This window comes from Pseudarthrobacter sp. TAF60_1 (assembly GCF_052113505.1).
GTDB lineage: Bacteria > Actinomycetota > Actinomycetes > Actinomycetales > Micrococcaceae > Arthrobacter.
This window is the reverse complement of record NZ_JBFRDI010000018.1, coordinates 13,739-34,761: the sequence shown is the minus strand read 5'-3', so window position 1 is coordinate 34,761 and position 21,023 is coordinate 13,739. Positions and strand designations below refer to the sequence as shown.

Here is a 21,023-nt window from a genome sequence, read left to right as displayed (position 1 = left end):
GTTTACACTCGGCGGCGCCGCCATAGGGCCGGTGCCAGTACCACGGCAACGCCGACGGCGGCACCGATCACCGTCTCGATGATGCGGTCGCGCAGCAGGATGGTGGGCGACGCCGGCACCACCAGCAGCGTGGAGATCAGAGCCAGCGGTGTCACAACAATCTGGGCAAGGACGTACTGGCGGGCAATGTAGAGTTCTGCGCCGAACTGGCACAGTGCGATGACCAGCACAATCTGCCAGGGAGCAAGGTTCAGCAGCAGGATGAGGGCGAGCAATGCCAGGCCCAGCACCGTGCCCATGATTCGTTGGATGCCCCGGCGGATCCGGTGCCGGGTGCTGTGCCCCACCAAGGGCACCACCGCTGCCACCATGGCCCAATAGTTGTGTCCGAACCCGAGCCAAGTCCCGGCCAGCGTGGCCAGGGAACCAGCCACGCCCGCAGCCACGAGGTAGCCCAGGGCTTCCAGCCACGCCGTCCGCCTCTCGCCCTCGGCCAGCCGGACCGGGGACGGCCACACCCAGGGCGTGCGGCGGCTGGGAAGCACGCGCGAGGAGAAGCCAATCACCAGCGCAAGCGCAGTGGTGAGTACGGCCACCAGCATGGCCTCCAGGACCGGCGGCTGGTTCGGGATCGAGGCGATCGCCGCAAACGCGAAGATGTGGAAAAGCGAGCCTGCCGGGCGGAGGCGCTGCAGGGCGATGGCCACGGAACACCCGCCGGCCACCAGGGTTGTGGCCACCACCAGGACCCAGGTTGCGGCCGTCTGGTCCAGCCCCCAGGCATCCCCCAGCCTGGCCGCGAGCGCAGCCAGGAAGATGACAAGCAGCATGAGCAAGCCTGCCCGAAGCTGCAATACAAGCCGGGTGCCGTGCGGTTCGTTGCGTCCGTAGATCCCGGTGAACGCACCGAAGGAGGCGAAAATTGCCAAATCCAGCCTGCCAAGCAATAGCAGGGTGATCAGGGGAACAAAAATTCCGACGGCGCAGCGCAGGGCCGGCTGGTGGTCGTTGTTGCTCGGCGCAATGCTGAACAATTCAGCGAAAAACTTCACGTTCCGAGTGCCTCTTCCTTCGGTTGCCCCTGGCGGGAGGTGTCCGCCCTGAAGGGGCAGGACCAGCCTCCCCAATCCTATGTCCCGGACATTTCCCACGTTCGGAACGGCAGAGCAACACCGCCGAAACACCGGCCCGCCACGCTTGAGCCATGAAGCACAGCGCAAGTAACCCCGCCGCAGCCGAATTGAGCTGTGAAGTCTGCGGCCTGATGCCCGAACCCACCAAGACCCGGCTGACCGTGGCCAACGTGGCCGTGATGCTCCCGATTGAACTGCTGGTCCATGCCCTGGTGGTGGAAACGCACCTCCCGTATCTTGCCAAGGTGCTTGTCCTCACCCTGACTGCCACCGTGCTGGTGATCTGGGTGGCTGAACCTTCCGCTGCCCGGATCCTCCGCGGCTGGCTGCACGCACCGGCGCTCCGGCACCGCAGGAAGCTGGGCAGTGCACCGGCGTTGTGGCGGGCCCGCACGGTGCTGCAGGACCAGCCGGGTTCGCTGCAGAAGATCACCCGGGCGCTGGCCCGCCTGGACACCAACATCCTGAGCATTCACGTCCACCCTGTTGCCGGTGGTGTGCTCGATGAGTTTGTCCTCTCCGCACCGGGGGATCTGAGTGAACGCCAACTGCTGGAGGCACTGCACGACGGCGGCGGGTCCCGTTCGCATGTATGGCCCACCACCGGGCTGGCCATGGCGGACGGGCAGACCCGGGCGCTGAGTCTCGCGGCACGGATCGCGGGCGCCCCCGACGAACTGCCGCTCGCCGTCGCCGAGCTGTTGCACGCCCGGATCCTGACGCCGTCGGACGCTTACCTGGAGCAGCACGACGCCGGCACGCTGCTGAAGATCCCCACCGCCTGGCACGGACCCATCACCTTCGTCCGTCCCGGCGAACCGTTCACGCCGGCCGAATCAGCCCGCGCGCACCGGCTCGCAGAGCTCGCCGAAATCCTGGCCCACCGCCCGGCGCCGACTTCCCCCAGAGAAGCCGGCTCACCCATGTAAGTAGCAGCAGATGTCGTTCTCAGCCCTCAAAACGACATCTGCTGCGACCTAGTTGGGCTGCGTTACATGCGGATGGTGAGCGCCCCCGGGTCCATGGTCATCAGGACGTGCTTGCCTTCGCCGTCGTGGTCGCCATCCAGCTGAAAATCGTCGTTGTGTTCGAGCGTGATCTCCACGGTTTTTCCCTGGTAGTAGTCCACTGCCGTGTCCTTGCCCCGGCCTTTGCCGATCATGCCGGCGATCACAGAGAACCAGCCAAGCTTTCCCTGCGGGGCCAGCACGGCGACATCAAGCAGGCCGTCGTCCATTTTGGCGTCGGGAAAGATCTCCAGGCCGCCTTGGACCTTGCCGCAGTTACCCACCATGACGCTGCGAATGCCGCGGTGCACCACATCCTTGCCGTCAATCACGATGGTCGCCTTCACCGGCTTGCCGGGCAGGTTCCGGATGCCGGCATCCACATAGGCCAGCCAGCCCACCTTGTCCTTCAGGTCCTCGTTGGTGTCGGCCATGATGGTGGCGTCGTAGCCCACACCCGCCATCACCAGGAAGAGCTGTTCCTTGTCGGGGTCGTTCCGGCGGGCACGGATGACGTCGATCTTCCGGTCAGTTCCCGCCAGGGCGCCGGCCATGGCGCCGTCAAAGTCCGTGACGTCCATGCCGAGGTTTCGGGCCAGCAGGTTTCCGGTGCCGAACGGCAGCAGCCCCATGGGCACATCCCCGCCGGCCAGCACCTCAGCCACGCACCGCACCGTACCGTCGCCGCCGGCAGCAATAACGACGTCGGCACCCTGCTTGAGTGCCTCCTTCGCCTGGCCGACACCCGGGTCCTCCTTGGTGGTCTCGAGCCAGATGGGCTCACCCCAGCCGTTCTCCGAGCAGTGCTTGGCCGCGAGAGCCCTAACGTCAACTTCCACCGGTTTGGCGGGGTTGATGATGATGGCCGGCCGTTTGAGGCCGGTGGAGCTGTTGGCAGTCATGGTGTCCTTCGGTGAAGTTGGGTGCGCCTGTAGAAAGGGTACTTCCTACAGCGCCTTCACGGCCCCCAGTACCTTCGCCAGGGAATCCTTGGCGTCACCGAAGAGCAGGGACGTCTGCGGTTCGTAGAGGAGCTCGTTCTCAATCCCGGCGAATCCGGGCCGCATGGAGCGCTTCAGGAAGATCACCTGCCGGGCGTCGGCCACTTCCAGGATGGGCATGCCGTAAATCGGCGAGCCCGTGGAGGTCTTCGCGGCCGGGTTCACAACATCGTTGGCGCCCACCACGAGCGCCACGTCTGCGGTCCGGAATTCGGAGTTGATCTCGCCCATTTCCTTGAGCGACTCGTACGGCACGTTGGCCTCGGCCAGGAGCACGTTCATGTGCCCCGGCATGCGGCCGGCCACCGGGTGGATGGCGAAGTCCACGTCGATGCCGCGGGCTTCCAGCGCCAGCGCCAGCTCGGCGGCGGTGTGCTGGCCCTGCGCCACGGCCAGGCCGTAGCCGGGCACGATGATGACGCGCTGCGCGTAGCCCAGGAGCACCGCCACATCCTCAGCGCTGGAGGATCTGACGGGACGGTCGCTCACGGCGGTGGACCCCGCCGTCGAGCCTCCCTTGAAGGCTCCGAAGAGGATGCCCGCCACGCTGCGGCCCATCGCCGCGGCCATGGCGCGGGTGAGGATGGTGCCGGAGGCGCCCACCAGCGTGCCTGCCACCACCAGGAGGACGTTGCCCAGGACCACGCCGGATGCTGCCACCGCAAGACCGGTGAAAGCGTTCAGGAGCGAGATGACGATGGGCACGTCCGCGCCCCCGACGGGCAGCACCAGCAGCGCGCCGGCGGCAAGGCCCAGGACCATCAGCAGCACCGCAAGCGCCAGGGAACCGGTGAGGACGACGGCGACGGCGGTCCCCACCGCGGCGAGCAGCGCCGCTGCCATCACTACCGGGAGCCCTGGGAACACCACCGGGCGCGTTGTCATCAGTTCCTGGAGTTTGGCGAACGTGACCCCGGAGCCGGCGAAGGACACGGCCCCCACCAACAGGGTGAAAACGATTGCGAGCCGCACCCAGGGGTCTTCGTTGTGGCCAAGTTCCAGCAGCGCGACGAGCGCCGCGGCACCGCCGCCCACGCCGTTGAACAGCGCCACCAGCTGGGGCATCTGCGTCATTTTGACGCGCCGGGCCACGGGGGCGGCCACCGCCGTTCCCACCGCGATGGCGCCGATGATCCACGGGATGTTCTCCAGCCTGGCGGACAGGAACACGGTCGCCACGGCGAGCAGCGCACCGAAGGCGCCGATCAGGTTGCCGCGGCGTGCTGTGCGCGGTGAGCTGAGGCCGCGGAGGGCCAGGATGAAAAACACCGCGGCCGCGAGGTAGAGGAAGGAGGTCCAGACCGGGTCGAGGAGGCTCACTTGAGGTCCTCCCCTGCGCCTGCCCCCTTGCGGACGGGCTCCTTCCGGCCGTGGAACATGTGCAGCATCCGGTCCGTGACCACAAAGCCGCCCACCAGGTTGGCGGTGGCCAGCACCACGGCCAGGAGTGCCACGGCCAGGATGCCCGGGTCCGCTGCCTGGCCAGCCACGATGATGGCGCCCACCAGGATGATGCCGTGAATGGCGTTCGCGCCGGACATCAGGGGCGTGTGCAGTGTGCTGGAGACCTTCGAGACCACCTCGAAGCCCACAAACACTGCCAGCACCGTGACGGTCAGCAGACTCATGCCGTCCATCAGATTCCCCCCTCGTTGTGGAGCCTGCGGCCTGGCATGCCGTCGTGCTGGACCTGCTCGCTCGGGATGCGCTCGTCCGGGACCTGCTCGCTCGGGACCCGCGGCGCGTGGTCGGGCAGTGCCGGGACGACCGTCGCCAGGGCCTCGGCCGTGGGCGCGTGCCGCACGGCGCCGTCGTGCGTGAGGCAGGCACCAGCAATCACGTCGTCGTCGAAGTCGGGAGCCACGGTGCCGTCCCGGGTCATCAGGGCGAGCAGGTTCGCAACGTTCTTGGCGTAGAGCCGGGACGCGTCCGAGGCCATCGCGGACGGCGCGTCCTTCAGCCCCACGAGGGTGACATGGCCCTGGCCGTCGGCGGTGGGCACCAGGATGTCCTCGCCGGGAACAACACCTTCCACGTTTCCGCCGGACTCTGCGGCGAGGTCGACGACGACGGACCCGGGGCGCATGCCCTGCACCATCTCGCGGCTCACCAGGAGCGGGGCGCGCCTGCCCGGAACGGCCGCCGTCGTAATCAGGACATCAGCCTGCGCGACGTGCGGGGCGAGGAGTTCGCGCTGGAGGGCGCCGCGATCCGAGCTGAGTTCCCGGGCGTAACCGCCGGAGGCCTCGGCCGTTTCCAGATCCAGCTTGATGAAGGTGCCGCCCATGGACGCCACCTCGTCGGCGGAGGCCGGCCGGATGTCATTGGCGGACACGCGTGCGCCGAGCCTCTTTGCGGTGCCGATGGCCTGCAGCCCGGCGACACCGGCGCCGAGCACCAGGACCCGGGCCGGCGGGACGGTGCCCGCGGCGGTCATGTAGAGCGGGAAGAAGCGGGGGAACCGGATGGCCGCTTCCAGCACGCAGCGGTAGCCTGCCACCAGGGCCTGGGAGCTGAGCGCATCCATGGACTGGGCGCGGGAGATACGCGGCACCAGTTCCAGGGCGAAGGACGTGACGCCGGCTTCCGCGAGTGCCTGCACAGTTGCCAGCTCGGACGACGGCGAGGCCAGGCCCACAGTGACAGTGCCCCTTCTCAGGGCCTTCGCCGTCGCGGGTTCCAAGGGCCGCACATGGACGAGGATGTCCAGATCAGCGGGATCCAGTGCCTGGATAATGCGGGCCCCCGCTTGGGTGTACTCGTGATCTGAGTGGCCGGCTGCGGCACCCGCGTCCGCTTCGATCAGGACGTCCAGGCCCAGCCCCGTCAGTTGCCTGACTGTCTCCGGTGTGGCGGCAACACGGCGCTCACCCTCATGCCGTTCCCGCGGTATGCCCAGTTTCAACCGCCAGCTCCCTTACGGACGTAGTTGGCTTGAGTCTATGACGCACGGCGCGGGATCTGTACTTATTTGGCGATGGGGGTTCGGCGCCGCGGGCCGTGCGACGCCAGCCGGCGCCGTGCGGTGTTACCGCCGCGCGGTCAGGTCCGCGGAGATGAGCTTGGCCGTGGCGACAATTTCCTGCGCAACCGAGGCCAGGTACGCCTCCGGGTCCGGCCGGGCAGCCACCGACTGGGCCTGCAAAGAGACATTAACGGCCGCAACAACCTTGGTGGGGCCGTCATAGACGGGAGCCGCCACGGACATCAGCCCCAATTCAAGCTCTTGGTCCAACAGGCACCAGCCCTGGGCCCGGACCGTGTCCAGCACGGCCACGAGCTCCGGAACGGTTCCCAGCGCCCGCGGCGTCAGCGGCTTGATCTCCGCCGCGGCGAGGTAGGCCTTGAGCCGGGTGGGCGGCAGGGCTGCCAGCAGCACCCGGCCCATGGAGGTGGCGTAGGCGGGGAACCGCGTCCCCACCGTGATGCCGACGTTCATGATCCGGCGCGTGGTGACCCGAGCAATGTAGGCGATATCCGTGCCATCCAGCACCGCCGCGGACGTGGACTCGCCCAGTTTGAGGGAGAGTTCCTCCAGGTGCGGCTGGGCGAGCTGGGGCAGGGACAGTCCGGAGAGGTAGGCGTAGCCGAGCTGCAGGACCTTGGCCGTGAGCGCGAACGTCTTGCCATCGGTCCGGACATAGTCCAGCTCCACCAGCGTGTGCAGGAACCGCCGGGCGGTGGCCCGGGTCAGGTCGGTCCGCGCCGCCACCTCGGTGAGGGTCATGACCGGGTGGTCGTGGTCGAAGGCCCGGATGACGGCCAGCCCGCGGGCCAGCGACTGCACGTACTGGTCACTCGCCTGCGGAGCGGTGCGTGCAGCTGCCGGTGCGTTGGTCATGGTTACCAATCCTAGAGGCGCATGGGTAAGGACTATGCCGCTGCCTTCAGCGGGACCGGCACGAGCTCCTGGAGTTCCGCCAAAGTGCAGCCGAACGTCTCGCGGACCGCCACGCCGTCGGGCCCGGTCAGGAAGACGGCCTTGTCCGTGTACACGCGGGTGACGCAGCCGACGCCGGTGAGGGGGTAGGTGCACGCTTCCACGATCTTGGAGGCGCCCTCGCGGGTCAGGAGCGTCATCATCACGAAGACGTCCTTGGCGCCGGTGGCCAGGTCCATGGCGCCGCCGACGGCGGGAATGGCGTCCGGGGCGCCGGTGTGCCAGTTGGCGAGGTCCCCGGTGGCCGAGACCTGGAACGCCCCGAGCACACAGATGTCGAGGTGGCCGCCGCGCATGATCGCGAACGAATCGGCGTGGTGGAAGTAGGACGCCCCCGGGAGTTCGGTGACCGGAATCTTGCCGGCGTTGATGAGGTCGCCGTCAATCTGGTCGCCAACCGCCACGGGTCCCATGCCCAGCATGCCGTTCTCGGTGTGGAGCGTGATGTTCTGCTCGGGCTTGAGGTAGTTCGACACCAGGGTGGGCTGGCCGATGCCGAGGTTCACGAACGAACCGGGCTTGATGTCCCGGGCCACGAGTTCGGCAAGGGCGTCGCGGCCCAGGGGCTTGTCACTGGTCTGGATGGAAGTTGCGGTGCTCATGCTCAGGCCACCTTCACGATGCTGTTGACGTAGATTCCGGGGGTCACGACGTTTTCCGGGTCGAGCCCGCCGGTGGGGACAATCTCGGACACCTGGACCACCGTGTGCTTCGCGGCGGCAGCCATGATGGGCCCGAAGTTCCGGGCCGTCTTGCGGTACACGAGGTTCCCCACGCCGTCGGCCTTCAGCGCCTTGATCAGCGCGACGTCGGCGTGGATGGGCGTCTCGAACACCTGGCCGCGGCCGTCGATGATGCGCGTTTCCTTACCTTCAGCGAGCATGGTGCCGTAGCTGGTGGGCGTGAAGAACCCGCCGATGCCGGCGCCGGCGGCGCGGATCCGCTCGGCCAGGTTGCCCTGCGGGACCAGCTCGAGTTCGATCTCACCGGCATGGTACTTGGCATCGAAGTGCCAGGAGTCGGACTGCCGCGGGAAGGAGCAGATCATCTTCTTGACCCGGCCCTCCTTGATCAGCAGCGCCAGGCCCTGATCGCCCTGGCCGGCGTTGTTGTTCACCACGGTCAGGTCCTTGGCCCCGCAGTCCATCAGCGCGTCGATCAGTTCGAACGGCTGGCCGGCGTTGCCGAATCCGCCGATCATCACGGTGGAGCCGTCCTTGATGCCGGCCACGGCCTCATTGACGGAATCAACAAAATTCAGCATGGTTATGCCTTTCCATTAGAAACAGTCACGTTTTCGAGCACGACGGCGAGGCCCTGGCCTACGCCGATGCAGATCGCGGCGACGCCCCAGCGTTCACCGGAGGCCTGCAGGGACCGGGCGAGGGTGCCCAGGATCCGGGTGCCGGACGCGCCGAGCGGGTGGCCCATGGCGATCGCGCCGCCGTGCCGGTTCACAATAGCGGGGTCGATGCCCCAGGCGTTGATGCAGGCCAGGGACTGCGCGGCGAACGCTTCGTTAAGTTCGACGGCGCCCACCTGGTCCCAGCTGATGCCCGCCTTCGCGAGGGCTTTGTTCGCCGCTTCCACCGGGGCGTAGCCGAAGAATTGAGGATCGTTGGCGTGCGCGCCGCGACCGGCGATGCGGGCCAGCGGCTCGAGGCCAAGCAGTTCGGCGGCGTTCTCACTCCCGATCCAGGCTGCGGAGGCGCCGTCGGACAGGGGCGAGGCGTTTCCGGCGGTGACGGTGCCGTTTTCGGTGCGGAACACGGTCTTCAGGCCGGCGAGCTTCTCGGCGGAGGAACCGGCGCGGATGCCTTCATCCCGGACCAGGTCGGTGCCGGGGACCTGGGTGACCAGGTTGTCGTAGAAGCCTTCGTCCCACGCCGCGGCGGAGAGGTTGTGCGAGTTCGCGGCGAATTCATCCTGCTGTTCGCGGGTCACGCCGTACTTCTCGCGGAGCCGTTCGGTGGCTTCACCCAGGGAGATCGTCCATTCCTTGGGCATGGCCTTGTTGACCAGGCGCCAGCCCAGGGTGGTGGAGGCCAGGGTCAGGTCCCCGGCCGGGTAAGGCTTCTCGGTCTTGGGCAGCACCCAGGGCGCGCGGGACATGGACTCGGCGCCGCCCACGAGCATCAGTTCGGCGTCGCCGGCGTTGATCTGGCGCGAGGCGATAATCGCGGCATCCAGCGACGAGCCGCAGAGCCTGTTAATGGACGTGCCGGGGATGGAGACCGGCAGGCCGGCGAGCAGGGTGCCCATGCGGGCGATGTTGCGGTTTTCCTCGCCGGCGCCGTTGGCGTTGCCGAAGACCACTTCGTCGATCCGCTCGGGGTCCAGCCCCGGTGCGCGCTTCACGGATTCCTTGATGACATGCGCCGCAAGGTCATCCGGGCGGACGGCCGCGAGGCCGGAGCCGAACTTGCCGAACGGGGTGCGCACGGCGTCGTACACAAAAGCCTGATACATGGTGTTCCTCTTAATTTAGTGCGGTCCCAACTAGGTCGCATTTAACGTCGTCATTCGCGCGAATGACGACGTTAATTGCCAGTCAGTTGGGCGGGGCGGGGGTGTCGTGGGTGTGCGCGGCGTCCAACTCCGTGTTGTCCACTGCTGCGTCCAAGTCTTTGAAGACCTGCTGCGCGGTTTTGAACGCCGTATTGGCGGACGGGACGCCGCAGTAGATGGCCGTCTGGAGCAGGATTTCCTTGATCTCGTCCCTGCTCAGGCCGTTGGTGAGAGCCGCGCGGATATGCATGGCCAGCTCTTCCCAATGCCCGTGCGCCACCATCGCCGTGATGGTCACCGCGGAGCGCATCTGGCGCGAGATGCCGGGACGGGTCCAGATGCCACCCCACGCAATCCGCGTGATCATGTCCTGGAAGTCCTCGGTGAACCCGTCCTTGTTGGCGTTCGCCCGGTCCACATGCGCGGCGCCGAGCACTTCCCGGCGGACCACCATGCCGCCGTCGTAAATTTCCTGGCTGGTGGCATCCGGCTGGACCACGCCGTGACGTTCAGCGCTGCTCATTTGGCCGCTCCGCGCGATTCGCTCCAGGTGATGAGGCTCCGCAATAGTTCGGCAACGTGGGCGGGTGCCTCCGCGGGGGCCAGGTGCGCCACGCCTTCCAGGGACACTGCATTCGCCGTGCCTCCCCCGGCGGTGATGCCTGCGGCGATTTCTTCCGCGAACGACGGCGGCACAACAGTATCGGCGACTCCCGCCACCGCCTGCGTGGGGACGGAGATGCTGCCGAGCTCGGTGCGCACATCGTAGGCGGCCAAAGCTTCACAGCAGAAGGCGTAGCTGAAGCGGTCGGCGTCGCGCAGGGAGTGCAGGAGCTTACTGCTCAGGTCCGGCTCGCGGTCCATGAAACCCGGGGCGAACCAGCGTTCCGCCGAGCCCTGGATGACCACGGGTGTGCCCTGGGTGCGGACCAGTTCCGCGCGCTCCAGCCAGCCTTCGGGGGTACCGATCTTGGCGCCCGAGCACTGGACGGACAGGCTCTTGAGGCGTTCGCCGTGCTTGATGCCCAGCTGCAGGCCGGTGGCCCCGCCCAGCGAGACGCCGGCGTACTGGAAGGTCTCACCGGGGGCGATCGAGTCCACCAGGTCCACCACCGAATCCGCCAGGTCGGCGACGTCGAAGGTTTCGGTGGCTTTGGGCGATACACCGTGGCCGGGCAGGTCCCACGCCACAACGTCGTAGTCAATGGCCAGCAGCGCCGCCGTCGCACCCCACAGGACGGAGGAGGAGGTGCCCAGGGAGGGGCCAACTACCAGGAGCGGGCGTTCGCCGAGGGCTCGTTGGGGCGAAAGCAGCACTGCCTTCAGGGTCGGTTTAGCCACGGTTGGCTCCGTTCTGGTCGGGGTCCGGTGAGGATAGGGGTTCTACTGACCCGGGGTTGACTGACCCGGGGTTGCCCGGGGCGAACTCGGGGTACGCGGCCAGGATGCGCCGGGAGATTTCGGCGGCCTGGCCCAGGTAGCTGGCGGGGTTCAGGAGTTCGTCGAGGCGCAGATCGGTAAGTGCGCCCTCGGGGATGGCCTCGCGGAGCAGCCGCCGGTAGGTGGCACCCTGACCGGCAGCCGGCGCGGCAAGGGTCCGGTCCACGACGTCCTGCAGCTGCTCCTTGCCCGTGCGTCCGTCCTTCTCCGCCAGGAGCGGTGCGACGGCGGCGCCTACCCCTTCGGCCAGGAGTAAGGGTCCGGCCAGTTCCAGGTTGCGGCGCAGGGCAGCCGGGAAAACCTGGAGGCCTTCAGCCAGCTCGCGGAGGTGGCCCGCGGCGCCCAGTGCCAGGCGAAGGAGCTGGCGGAGGGCCGGCCACTCAGTGTGCCAGGCGGCGTCGGGGCGTTCGTCGTTGAAGTTGGCGGCGGCCAGGTGCAGCTGGGCCACAAGCTGCGGAGCCTCGAGGGCGGCGCTGCGGATCAGGACAGACAGCACGGGGTTCTGTTTCTGCGGCATGGCCGAGGACACGCCACGGCCCGCAGCGCGGGGTTCGGCGAGTTCGGCAATTTCGGGCCGGCTCATGAAGAGGACGTCCGTGGCGATCTTGCCGGCGGCACCGAGCACGGCGGCCAGGGCGTTCCCGAGGGCCGTGACTGCGAGCCGGTTGGTGTGCCACGGTGCGGGGGCCGTGGCGAGGCCCAGCTGTTTGGCCAGGGAATCGGCAAGGGTGAAGGGCGTGGCGGATGTTTCGGCAGTCAGCACAGTTCCGGCCGCGAGGGTTCCGGCGGCCCCGCCGAACTGCACGGGGAACTGGATGCTCTCGAGCTGCCGGCCCGCGGCGGCCACGCCGTGGAACCACTGCGCCGCGCGGAGGCCGAACGTAAACGGGAGGGAATGCTGGGTCAGGCTTCGGCCCACGCCCAGCGTGTCCGCATGCTTTTCCGCCAACGCGGCGAGCGCCGTCGTCGTGCTTTTCAGGTCACCGAGCACCGCCTCAACGGTGTTGCGCGCCAGCAGCATGAGCGCCGAGTCCAACACGTCCTGGCTGGTCAACGAGGTGTGGACGGCCTTTCCAGCACCAATTCCCGAAGCATCCAGTGCCGCAACGTGCTTCCGCAGGTCAGCCAACAAGGGGATGACGGGGTTGCCGCCGCCCTGGGCCCGGTGCGCGATGTTTGCTGCGTCGTAGCGGCCCGCCTCCGCGGCGGAAGCCACGACGGCGGCGGACCCGGCAGGTGCCAGACCCGACTTCTCCAGCACCGCGGCCCAGCCGGACTCAACGGCGAGAATCGCCGCGAGCACCGCACTGTCACCCGTCAGCGCCGCAACCAGGGGCAAGGCCGAGACAGGACTCAGCAGGCCGACGTCGCCGTCGGCATTACTCCGGGAACCCAGGGCGGCACCAGTCATTGGAAGTCCAGGAACACTGTTTCGCCCTCACCCTGCAGGCGGACGTCCCACGTGAGTCCGCCGTCGGCGTCACGGCGGCCGATCAGCGTCTTACGGCGTTCCGGATCCAGGGAGCTCAGCAACGGGTCCTTCGCCAGGGCTTCCTCATTTTCCGGCAGGTAGATCCGGGTGAAGAGCCGGTTCATCAGGCCGCGGGCAAAGACCGCAACGGAGATGAACGGCGCCGCGCCCTCCTCAGTGGGGCCGGGGTTGACGGTGGTGAAGGTGAACACCCCGGTGTTGCCCACGGCGCTGCGGCCGAATCCGGTGAAGGTGTAGCCGTCGCGCGCCAGCGATCCGGTGCGCTTCGGGACGTTGCCTTCGGAATCGGCCTGCCAGATCTCGAGGATCGCGTCGGGAATCGGGTGCCCGGCGCCGTCGTACACGGTTCCCTGGAGCCGGATGGAGCCCGGGGAGCCCGGGGCCAGCAGCTCGCGGTCCTTGTGGTAGGGCAGGGCGTAACCGTAGAACGGCCCCACGGTCTGGCCGGGGGTGGGAGTCAGCTTGGTGGGGCTGGGGTTAGACATGGTCGTCTCCTTCTGCGCCGAGGGCCTCGTTCTCGGTCCAGGTCCGCTTCGACCCGGTCAGCACGATGTCCCAGTTGTAGGCGAGGGCCCACCCAGGTTTGGTCTGCTCGTGATTGTAGGTTGCCACAAGCCGGTCGCGGGCGTCCTGGTCCACGATGGACTGGTAGATCGGGTCCAGCGGGAAGAGCTGGTCGCCGGGGAAGTACATCTGGGTGACGATCCGCTGCGTGAACTCCTGCCCGAAGAGGGAGAAGTGGATGTGGGCCGGGCGCCAGGCGTTGAGGTGGTTCTTCCACGGGTAGGCGCCGGGCTTGATGGTGGTGAAGCTGTAGGAGCCGTCGGCCCCGGTGATGCAGCGGCCCACACCGGTGAAGTTGGGGTCCAGCGGTGCCGGGTGCTGGTCGCGCTTGTGGATGTAGCGGCCGGCGGAGTTCGCCTGCCAGATCTCCACGAGCTGGCCCACCACCGGGCGGCCGTCGCCGTCGAAGACGCGTCCGGACACAACGATCCGTTCGCCCAGCGGTTCACCGTTGTGCTGGATGGTGAGGTCCGCTTCCAGCGCGTGCACGTCCATGTGCCCGAATGCCGGTGAGTACAGCTCGATGGTCTCAGGGTCCGCGTGGTGCAGGTCCTTCGTGGGGTGGCGCAGGACGCTGCTGCGGTACGGGGCGTAGTCCAGCCGCGGCTGGATTTCAGCGTCGCCGCCGTTCTTGAGGGCCTGGGCGTAGGCATCGCCGAGCGTCTTCATCTCGGCGCTGAGGTCCGCCTGCGACTCTGCGGCGGCATCCAGGGGTGCGTACTGCTTCGATGCGGCCCCTGTGGCGTCATCGGACACGTCTTCGGTGACCGGGTCCGCGTTGTAGGTTTCAAGGTTGATTCCTTCAGGCACAGCGGCCTCCTTTCATAGGGTGTTGGTGTTACTTGGTGGGTACGGGGGCAAGTCGGTGCAGGAGGTCGTACTGGACTGCGTGGCGGACAGGGGCGTTGGGCGCACCGTAGCCGTCATAGCTGCCGCGGCGTTCCACCATTTCGAAGAACACACTGCCCACGGTAGCGGTGTAGAAATGCAGGAACTCGCCGTCGGCATCGCGGTCGTACAGGAGGTTCAGGTCCTGCAGCGTGGCCAGCAAATCGGGATCGAGGCCGAACCGGGCAGCCAGGTCCTCGTAGTAGTTGGCCGGGATCTGCAGGAACTCCAGTCCCCGGGCCTTGCAGTCCCTGGCAGTGGACACCAGGTCGTCCACGGCGAACGCGATGTGCTCCTGGTAGGTCCGCCGCGGCCCCGTTCCGGAGGGTTTCTGCCCGGAGGCGCCGTCCTGCTGGATCAGGGGTGCCAGGTTCAGCACCAGACGCACTGCCCGGTCTCCGGTGGCCATCACCTGCGAACGGACCAGCCCGGTGGGGCTGGGCACTTCGGCGAATGGCTGCGGTTCGAGGGCCAAAGCGCTGGTGTAAAACAGGACGGCCTCGTCAAAGTGCTGCCACGGCTGGGCGAGGTTGACGTGGTCGATGACGGCGGTGGCACCTGCGGCGGGAACTTCCAGTCCCTCGCCGAATTCGCTCGTCCAGGCTGCCGTGCCGTCGGGGCTGCCCTGGCACAGGAAGATCTCGGTGGAGTCCGGCGCGGCGAAGCCCTGGAACACTTCCTCGTTGGCCTGGCTCTTTCGCGGAACCGCGGGGGCCTTGAGTTGCTGCGCACGGGCGGAGGCGATGACCGGGGAATCGACGTCAAAACCAAGTGCTGCGATCGCCGGCGAAGAATCTCCGGCGTCGTGGCCCGCCTCGTTGATAATCACCCGGGCGTGCCCCATGGTCCACAGCTGCACGTCCTTGGTGCGGTGCCGGCCGTTGAATTCGAAACCGAGCTGGCCCAGGACCGTTTCCAGGCCTTGGGTGTCGGCGGCCATGACCTCGGCAAAGTTATAGCCTGCCGGTTCGGCCACCCGGGGAAGGGTGGCCAGTTCCATGGGATAACGACGGCGGTTGGGGGCCGCAGGACCACCAGCAACAGCGCCGGGGGCACCAACCGCGCCGGCCGCGGAAAGGGCGGGCACGTTGGCATCGAGCCACTTGGCGCTCTGCTCCTCCAGCCAGATGAGCGAACGCATGCCGTCCACGGCGGTACGCTCCACGTCGGACTGCCGGAAGACGTCGTTGAAGATTTCCAGTGACACCGGCCCGGTGTACCCGGCACGGACCACGTGGCCCATGAACTTGGCCAGCTCAAACTGGCCCTCGCCGGGGAACACCCGGTAGTGCCGGCTCCAGGACAGGACGTCCATGGAGAGCTTCGGTGCATCCGCCACCTGGACGAAGAAGATCTTGTCCGGGCTGAAGGCTTCGATGGGGGCTGTGTCCCAGTTGCCGGAGAGGATGTGGAAGGAGTCCAGGCAGGTGCCCAGGTTGGGGTGGTCCACCGCTTCAACCAGCCGGTGGGCGTGCTCGTAGTCGCTGACGTACCTGCCCCAGGCCAACGCCTCGTAGGCAACCTTGACCCCGTGGTCACCGGCCAGCGCGGCCAGCCGGCCGAGCTGTTCGGCGCGGAGGTCGTCGCTGTCAATGCTGGCGGTGGCCACGTTGGAGCAGACCAGGATGGTGTCCATACCCAGCCGCGCCATCAGCTTGAATTTTGCCTCGGCGCGGCGAAGGTTGGCGGCCAGGAGGTCTTCCGACACGCTGTCGAAGTCGCGGAACGGCTGGTAGAGGTCCAAGGTGAGGCCCAGGTCTGCCGCCATCTTGCGGACGTCCTCGGGCGTGAGGGGCGAGGTGACCAGGTCCTGCTCGAAGATTTCGATGCCGTCGAAACCCGCGATGGCGCAGGCCTGCATCTTCTCCTTCAGGGTTCCGGAGAGGCAGACTGTGGCGATTCCGGTGCGCATCAGGCAGCCACCTCTTCCTGGGCCACGAGATCCAGGAAGTGGCTGCGCATGCGGTCCGCGTCGGCTTCCAGGCCGGTGAAAATCCGGAAGGAGTCCGCCGCCTGTCCAACGGCCATGCGGCCGCCGTCCAGGACCTGGCAGCCCTTGGCGCGGGCGCTCAGTACGAGTTCGGTTTCGATGGGCCGGTAGACGATGTCCGCCACCCAGTGGCGGGATTCGAGCAGGTCCAGGTCCAGCGGGACGCCCGGGTGGGCGGCCATGCCAACGGGCGTGCAGTGCACCAGACCGTCAGCCAGCGGCATCAGCTGCGGCAGCTCCGCCGTCGTACGCGGGGTGATGGTGCGGTCCGGGAAGAAGCCGGACAGTTCGGTGGCACGCGCCGCGCAGCGGGCGGCGTCGGTGTCCACCAGTTCCAGCACCTTCACGCCGGCGGTGAGCAGGGCGTAGGCGACGGCGGACCCGGCGCCTCCTGCGCCGAGCTGGACCACGCGGTCAAGCCCGGCGTCCGGAAGGCCGGACGCCAGGGCGGCGGCGAAACCGGAGAAGTCGGTGTTGTGGCCGATGAAACGGCCGTCTTCGATGACCACGGTGTTGACGGCGCCGAGCCTGCGGGCATCCGGCGAGACTTCGTCAAGGTGCTCGAGGACCAGCTGCTTGCAGGGGTGGGTGATGTTCAGTCCATTGAAACCGAGGCTGCGGGCGGACCTGAGCAGATCGCCGACGGCGTCCCCTGGCAGTCCGAGTTCCAGCAGGTCGATGGGGCGGTAGAGGTAGCGCAGGCCCTGGACGTCGCCTTCGCGTTCGTGCATGGGTGGAGTGAGTGACGGCGTGACGCCGTCGCCGACCAGTCCCACAAGGTAGGACTCAGTTCGAATGCTCATCCGGGAAGCTCCTTTGATACGGCACGTGACGGGCGGCGGCGCTCTGGGCGGACGCGGCGGGCCAGGTGATAGGGATTACAGTACAACACTTGTTCACTTATCGCACGCATGTTCTACATGCGAACATTAGAGCCCGCTTTAGCGCTGCGGCAGCCGTGCTGCCAGTTCGGCGGCGGCCTCCTGGAGCAAGGGCACATGCGCCAGCAGGGCCTCCATGCTGAGTCGGAAAACAGGGACGGCAGTGGCCAGCGACGCGAAGGCGTGGCCCTGTGCGTTGAGCAGCGGCACGGCCACCGCGCGCATCCCGTTCTCATTTTCCTCATCCATCACGGCATATCCCTGCCGGCGGACCCGTTCCATTTCAGCGCGGAACACTGCACGGTCCGTGATGGTGTGCTCGGTGAGCGGGCTAAGCTCCAGCTCCTCAATCAGGGCCTCCCGCTCCGCATCCTCGGCAAACGCCACGAGGGCTTTGCCCACCGCGGTGGCGTGCAGGGCCCCCAGGTGGCCGGGGTCGCTGGTGACGCGGAACGTCTGCGGGCCGTCCACCTTGTTGACCGTGAGGTGGTGGTGGCCGTCCCGGACGCTGAGGATGGTGGCCTCCCCGGTCTGCTCGGTGACGCGGCGAAGGATCGGAAGGGCCGTGCCGGCGAAGCCATGGTGGTTCGAGACCCGCTGGCCCAGCTGGAAGATGCGCAGGCCCAGGTGGTAGCGGCGGCCGTCCGGCTCGTAGTCCACAAAGCCGTCCCGGGTCAGGGAACCCAACAGGCGGTAGGTGGTGCTGAAGGGAAGCTCGGCGCGGCGCGAGATCTCCGCGGCACTGGCACCGCGCGGCTCGTCACCCAGGAGGACCAACAGGCTCAGGGCCTTGCCCACCATGTCGGTGCGGTCGCCCTTGGGCGCCTTTTGTTCGGTTGAGACGTCATCGTCGGCTGTGGCTTGGTTCACACTCATACATCGATATTGCCACATTGTGAGAGCTATTTCTAGATGGTGATTATTTTCTTGACAAGTGACTGCGCTCACAGCCATGATTGCTGTATCGCACAAGTAGCTCCCACCATGTGGCTACTGGTCCGGGTCTTTCAACGGACACCAGCCGCACCGCCCGCTGCCACGACAGGCAGGTGCGGCTGCGCTTCCCCCAGGTCCATCCGCGACAATGTCGTCACACAAAAGGAACTCCATGAGCCAGACACTTCCGTCCGCGGGGCCGGGCACCGCTGCCCCTGCCGGGACGCCAAAGAAAGCAGCCCTCGCCAGCTTCCTGGGCAGCGCCGTCGAATATTACGACTTCTTCATCTTCGGTTCCGCGGCAGCACTGATCTTTCCCACCGTCTTCTTCCCGGACGCCGGGGCCAACGCGGCCGTCATGTCCTTCGCCACTTTCGGCTTCGCCTATGTTGCCCGTCCGATTGGCGCTGTGATCCTGGGCCACTTCGGTGACCGCGTGGGCCGGCGGAAGGTCCTCATGTTCACCCTGCTGCTGATGGGCGCCTCGACGTTCGTCATCGGCTGCCTCCCCGACTTCAACACCGTGGGCTGGTGGGCGCCTGCCCTGCTGGTGCTGGCACGGCTCTGCCAGGGCCTTTCCGCCGCCGGTGAGCAGGCAGGCGCGTCATCGATGACGCTCGAGCACGCCCCTGACAACCGCCGGTCCTTCTTCACCTCCTGGACCCTCACCGGCACCCAGGGCGGCCAAATCCTCGCAGCCCTCGTCTTCATCCCCGTACTCGCCCTCCCGGACGAGATCAAGTACGGCATCGGCTGGCGCATCCCGTTCTGGCTCAGCGCCGTCGTGGTTATCGTTGCGTTCTTTATCCGGCGCACCCTGCACGAACCGCCCGCCTTCGAGGAAGCCCAGAAGACGGCCCAGATCTCCAAACTCCCCGTTGCCGATCTCCTCAAGGGACACTGGCGCGACGTCCTCCGTGTCATTGCCTGCGCCTTCATCGCCGCCGTGTCCACTGTGTTTGGAACCCTGGCCATCAGCTATGCCAAGACGGTCGCCGGAGTTGACGGCACCACCACCCTGTGGCTGGTGGTCGGCGCGAACCTGGTAGCCCTGGGCACCCAGCCGCTGTTCGGCAAGCTCGCCGATAAGATCGGCCGCAAGCCGGTCTTCATCTACGGCGCCGTGGCCAGCGCGATCCTCACTCCGGTGTTCCTGCTCAGCCTGGAATCCGGAAGCGTGCCGCTGATGTTCGTGGCGGCCATCGGGTTCTTCTCCTTCGGTTACGCAGCCTCGAACGCGGTCTGGCCGTCCTTCTACGCCGAGATGTTCAGCACCAAGGTCCGCTTCTCCGGCCTGGCGATCGGCACACAGCTGGGCTTCCTGATGGCAGGCTTTGCTCCGGCCATCGTGGCTGCCATGGGCGGCATCCAGCCCGGCGGCTGGGTCCAGATCAGCATCTTCACCGCCGTGATCTGCGGCATCGCGGCGATCTCCGCACTGACGGCCAAGGAAACCTACAAGGTTCCCACCAAGCAGCTCGGCCTGAAGTAACGCACCAGCCAAGTTTTGAGACCGGAAAGCCCGCCATTCCCCCGAATGGCGGGCTTTCCCCGTTGGAACTGGGCGTGTCCAACAGCAAAAAAGTACGACGGCGGCAGGTGGCTTGGGTGCCTAGGGCCGGCCGGTCTTCAGCACAGACGCAAGATCGAAGGTCACCGGCTCCTCGAGCTGGGCGTAGGTGCAGGACTCCGGATCCCGGTCCGGCCGCCAGCGCGAGAACTGGGCCGTGTGCCGGAAACGCTCACCTTCCATATGGTCATACCTGACCTCCACCACCAGTTCCGGCTTGAGGGGCACAAAGGACAGGTCCTTGCCTGCGCTCCACCGGCTCCCCTCAGCCTTGCGGGGCGTCCGCTCGCTTTCCGCCTGTTTGGCCCAGGCCCACGGGTGATCCTCGAAGTCAGTCACCAGCGGCTGGAGCTGTTCGAAGAGTTCCTGCCGGCGCTTCATCGGGAAGGCGCCGATGACGCCTACGCTGGCCAGGCCGCCGTCGTCCTTGTAGAGGCCGAGCAGCAGCGACCCGATAGCGTCAGGACCGCTTTTGTGCACCCGGTAACCGGCCACCACGCAGTCGGCGGTGCGTTCGTGCTTGATCTTGAACATCACGCGCTTGTCCGGCTGGTAGATGCCCTCCAGCGGTTTGGCCACGATCCCGTCCAGGCCGGCGCCTTCGAACTGCTGGAACCACTGTTCGGCGGTGGCCTTGTCCTGGGTCGCTGCGGTGACGTGGACCGGAGCCTTGGTGCCGGCGAGCGCCTTTTCGAGTGCGGCCCGGCGATCCGCGAAAGGCCGGCCGGTGTAGTCCTCGTCCCCCAGGGCAAGCAGGTCAAAGGCCACAAATTTGGCAGGCGTCTGCTCGGACAGCATTTTCACCCGGCTGGCGGCCGGATGGATCCGCTGCTGCAGAGCATCGAAATCCAACCGTTGACCGGTGGCCCCCACCAGGATGATCTCGCCGTCCACCACACACCGGTGCGGCAGATTCTCCTTCAGGGCAACCACCAGCTCCGGAAAGTAGCGGGTCATGGGTTTCTCGTTGCGGCTGCCGATTTCCAGGTCGTCGCCGTCACGGAAAATGATGGACCGGAAGCCGTCCCATTTGGGTTCGTAGCTGAGGTCGCCGCCCTCAGGGAGTCCCCCCATGCCACTGACGGCCTTGGCGAGCATGGGCGGGACAGGAGGCATGACGGGAAGTTTCATAGGCAACATTCTTGCCCGGCGGAAGCGCCGGCGGTAGGCCTAGGTTTGAGATCGCCGCACGTCAGCGGCGAGGAGCAGCTCGGCCTCGCGGAGGATGCGGGCCGCCGCCGCCGAGTCCACCACTGCCGTTCTGCCCCGTGAGCCAAGCATCACTTCATGACGGGGATCCTGCCGGGCCCTGGGGCGCGCCCCGGGGATCACGCCCTCCTGCAGTGTGTGCGCAAGCTCGTGCCGGTCGAGCTCCTGGTCCTGGATGCCCACGGCGAGGGCGCTCATCAGGTCAGCGTCCTCCGGCGTGGCAAGATCGCTGCCGATAAGTTGGACCAGGAGCTTGATCCCGGCCAGCCGCCGCTGCGGATCGGCGTCGTCCAGGGCGGAGTCGATACCCCACTGGGCGCGCTTCCACCACTGGTCGCGCTTGTCTGCCTGCGATTTCTGCCGGTAGGTCAGGTAGGCCACCAGGACAACGCCAAATGTGGCCAGCGGGGCCACTGCCGCTGCGCCCAGAATGACTGTCCAGATCCCGCCGGCGAGTTCCATGC

The 21,023-nt window shown here is 67.1% G+C and carries 21 protein-coding genes; 2 read left to right on the top strand and 19 right to left on the bottom strand.

Annotation, left to right across the window (positions count from 1 at the left end):
• Positions 1-2: 2 nt before the first annotated feature.
• On the bottom strand, positions 3-1,052 hold the full coding sequence (locus AB4Y73_RS17950) for an FUSC family protein (protein WP_441873570.1): 1,050 nt from the start codon (positions 1,050-1,052) through the stop codon (positions 3-5).
• Between the two features lie 152 nt (positions 1,053-1,204).
• Between AB4Y73_RS17950 and AB4Y73_RS17945 the strand changes: the two genes are divergently transcribed.
• Positions 1,205-2,062, top strand: a complete 858-nt coding sequence (locus AB4Y73_RS17945; protein WP_441873568.1) for an ACT domain-containing protein — start codon at positions 1,205-1,207, stop codon at positions 2,060-2,062.
• A 62-nt stretch (positions 2,063-2,124) separates the two neighbouring features.
• On the opposite strand, the gene AB4Y73_RS17940 is transcribed toward AB4Y73_RS17945, so the two are convergent.
• The 16 genes from AB4Y73_RS17940 to AB4Y73_RS17865 form a co-directional block, all read right to left on the bottom strand.
• Positions 2,125-3,042 (bottom strand): diacylglycerol/lipid kinase family protein, encoded by a 918-nt coding sequence (locus tag AB4Y73_RS17940; RefSeq protein ID WP_441873566.1) that lies wholly within the window; start codon positions 3,040-3,042, stop codon positions 2,125-2,127.
• A 45-nt stretch (positions 3,043-3,087) separates the two neighbouring features.
• Complete coding sequence (locus tag AB4Y73_RS17935) at positions 3,088-4,461, bottom strand: NAD(P)(+) transhydrogenase (Re/Si-specific) subunit beta (RefSeq protein ID WP_441873564.1); 1,374 nt, start codon at positions 4,459-4,461, stop codon at positions 3,088-3,090.
• On the bottom strand, positions 4,458-4,778 hold the full coding sequence (locus AB4Y73_RS17930) for an NAD(P) transhydrogenase subunit alpha (protein ID WP_441873562.1): 321 nt from the start codon (positions 4,776-4,778) through the stop codon (positions 4,458-4,460). The genes AB4Y73_RS17935 and AB4Y73_RS17930 overlap by 4 nt, the downstream gene beginning before the upstream one ends.
• Complete coding sequence (locus AB4Y73_RS17925; RefSeq protein WP_441873560.1) at positions 4,778-6,046, bottom strand: Re/Si-specific NAD(P)(+) transhydrogenase subunit alpha; 1,269 nt, start codon at positions 6,044-6,046, stop codon at positions 4,778-4,780. Before AB4Y73_RS17925 ends, AB4Y73_RS17930 begins: the two co-directional genes overlap by 1 nt.
• A gap of 123 nt (positions 6,047-6,169) precedes the next feature.
• The gene (locus AB4Y73_RS17920) at positions 6,170-6,982 is read right to left on the bottom strand and encodes an IclR family transcriptional regulator domain-containing protein (RefSeq protein WP_441873558.1); all 813 of its coding nucleotides are present in this window, start codon (positions 6,980-6,982) and stop codon (positions 6,170-6,172) included.
• 32 nt (positions 6,983-7,014) lie between these two features.
• A complete protein-coding gene (locus AB4Y73_RS17915; protein WP_441873556.1) occupies positions 7,015-7,683 on the bottom strand; it encodes a 3-oxoacid CoA-transferase subunit B in 669 nt (222 codons plus the stop codon).
• 2 nt (positions 7,684-7,685) lie between these two features.
• Positions 7,686-8,345 carry a 3-oxoacid CoA-transferase subunit A gene (locus tag AB4Y73_RS17910; protein WP_441873554.1) on the bottom strand — a complete coding sequence of 220 codons (660 nt, stop codon included), beginning with the start codon at positions 8,343-8,345 and terminating at the stop codon, positions 7,686-7,688.
• A gap of 2 nt (positions 8,346-8,347) precedes the next feature.
• The gene (locus AB4Y73_RS17905; RefSeq protein WP_441873552.1) at positions 8,348-9,550 is read right to left on the bottom strand and encodes a thiolase family protein; all 1,203 of its coding nucleotides are present in this window, start codon (positions 9,548-9,550) and stop codon (positions 8,348-8,350) included.
• Between the two features lie 82 nt (positions 9,551-9,632).
• Entirely contained in the window at positions 9,633-10,112 is a 480-nt protein-coding gene (pcaC, locus tag AB4Y73_RS17900; protein ID WP_441873550.1) for a 4-carboxymuconolactone decarboxylase, read from the bottom strand.
• On the bottom strand, positions 10,109-10,930 hold the full coding sequence (locus AB4Y73_RS17895) for an alpha/beta fold hydrolase (protein ID WP_441873548.1): 822 nt from the start codon (positions 10,928-10,930) through the stop codon (positions 10,109-10,111). Before AB4Y73_RS17895 ends, pcaC begins: the two co-directional genes overlap by 4 nt.
• On the bottom strand, positions 10,923-12,440 hold the full coding sequence (locus AB4Y73_RS17890) for a lyase family protein (RefSeq protein ID WP_441873546.1): 1,518 nt from the start codon (positions 12,438-12,440) through the stop codon (positions 10,923-10,925). Before AB4Y73_RS17890 ends, AB4Y73_RS17895 begins: the two co-directional genes overlap by 8 nt.
• The gene (gene pcaG / locus AB4Y73_RS17885; protein ID WP_441873544.1) at positions 12,437-13,006 is read right to left on the bottom strand and encodes a protocatechuate 3,4-dioxygenase subunit alpha; all 570 of its coding nucleotides are present in this window, start codon (positions 13,004-13,006) and stop codon (positions 12,437-12,439) included. Before pcaG ends, AB4Y73_RS17890 begins: the two co-directional genes overlap by 4 nt.
• Entirely contained in the window at positions 12,999-13,841 is an 843-nt protein-coding gene (gene pcaH / locus AB4Y73_RS17880) for a protocatechuate 3,4-dioxygenase subunit beta (protein ID WP_441873709.1), read from the bottom strand. Before pcaH ends, pcaG begins: the two co-directional genes overlap by 8 nt.
• A gap of 82 nt (positions 13,842-13,923) precedes the next feature.
• Positions 13,924-15,885 carry a bifunctional sugar phosphate isomerase/epimerase/4-hydroxyphenylpyruvate dioxygenase family protein gene (locus AB4Y73_RS17875; protein WP_441873542.1) on the bottom strand — a complete coding sequence of 654 codons (1,962 nt, stop codon included), beginning with the start codon at positions 15,883-15,885 and terminating at the stop codon, positions 13,924-13,926.
• A complete protein-coding gene (locus AB4Y73_RS17870) occupies positions 15,885-16,766 on the bottom strand; it encodes a shikimate dehydrogenase (RefSeq protein ID WP_441873540.1) in 882 nt (293 codons plus the stop codon). The genes AB4Y73_RS17875 and AB4Y73_RS17870 overlap by 1 nt, the downstream gene beginning before the upstream one ends.
• Positions 16,767-16,904: 138 nt before the next feature.
• Positions 16,905-17,720 carry an IclR family transcriptional regulator gene (locus AB4Y73_RS17865; protein ID WP_441873538.1) on the bottom strand — a complete coding sequence of 272 codons (816 nt, stop codon included), beginning with the start codon at positions 17,718-17,720 and terminating at the stop codon, positions 16,905-16,907.
• 232 nt (positions 17,721-17,952) lie between these two features.
• On the opposite strand from AB4Y73_RS17865, the gene AB4Y73_RS17860 reads away from it, so the two are divergent.
• A complete protein-coding gene (locus AB4Y73_RS17860; protein ID WP_441873536.1) occupies positions 17,953-19,272 on the top strand; it encodes an MFS transporter in 1,320 nt (439 codons plus the stop codon).
• Between the two features lie 120 nt (positions 19,273-19,392).
• Here the strand turns inward: AB4Y73_RS17860 and AB4Y73_RS17855 are convergent, their stop codons facing one another.
• Complete coding sequence (locus tag AB4Y73_RS17855; RefSeq protein ID WP_441873534.1) at positions 19,393-20,481, bottom strand: ATP-dependent DNA ligase; 1,089 nt, start codon at positions 20,479-20,481, stop codon at positions 19,393-19,395.
• A 39-nt stretch (positions 20,482-20,520) separates the two neighbouring features.
• On the bottom strand, positions 20,521-21,021 hold the full coding sequence (locus AB4Y73_RS17850; RefSeq protein ID WP_441873532.1) for a hypothetical protein: 501 nt from the start codon (positions 21,019-21,021) through the stop codon (positions 20,521-20,523).
• Between the last annotated feature and the right edge of the window lie 2 nt (positions 21,022-21,023).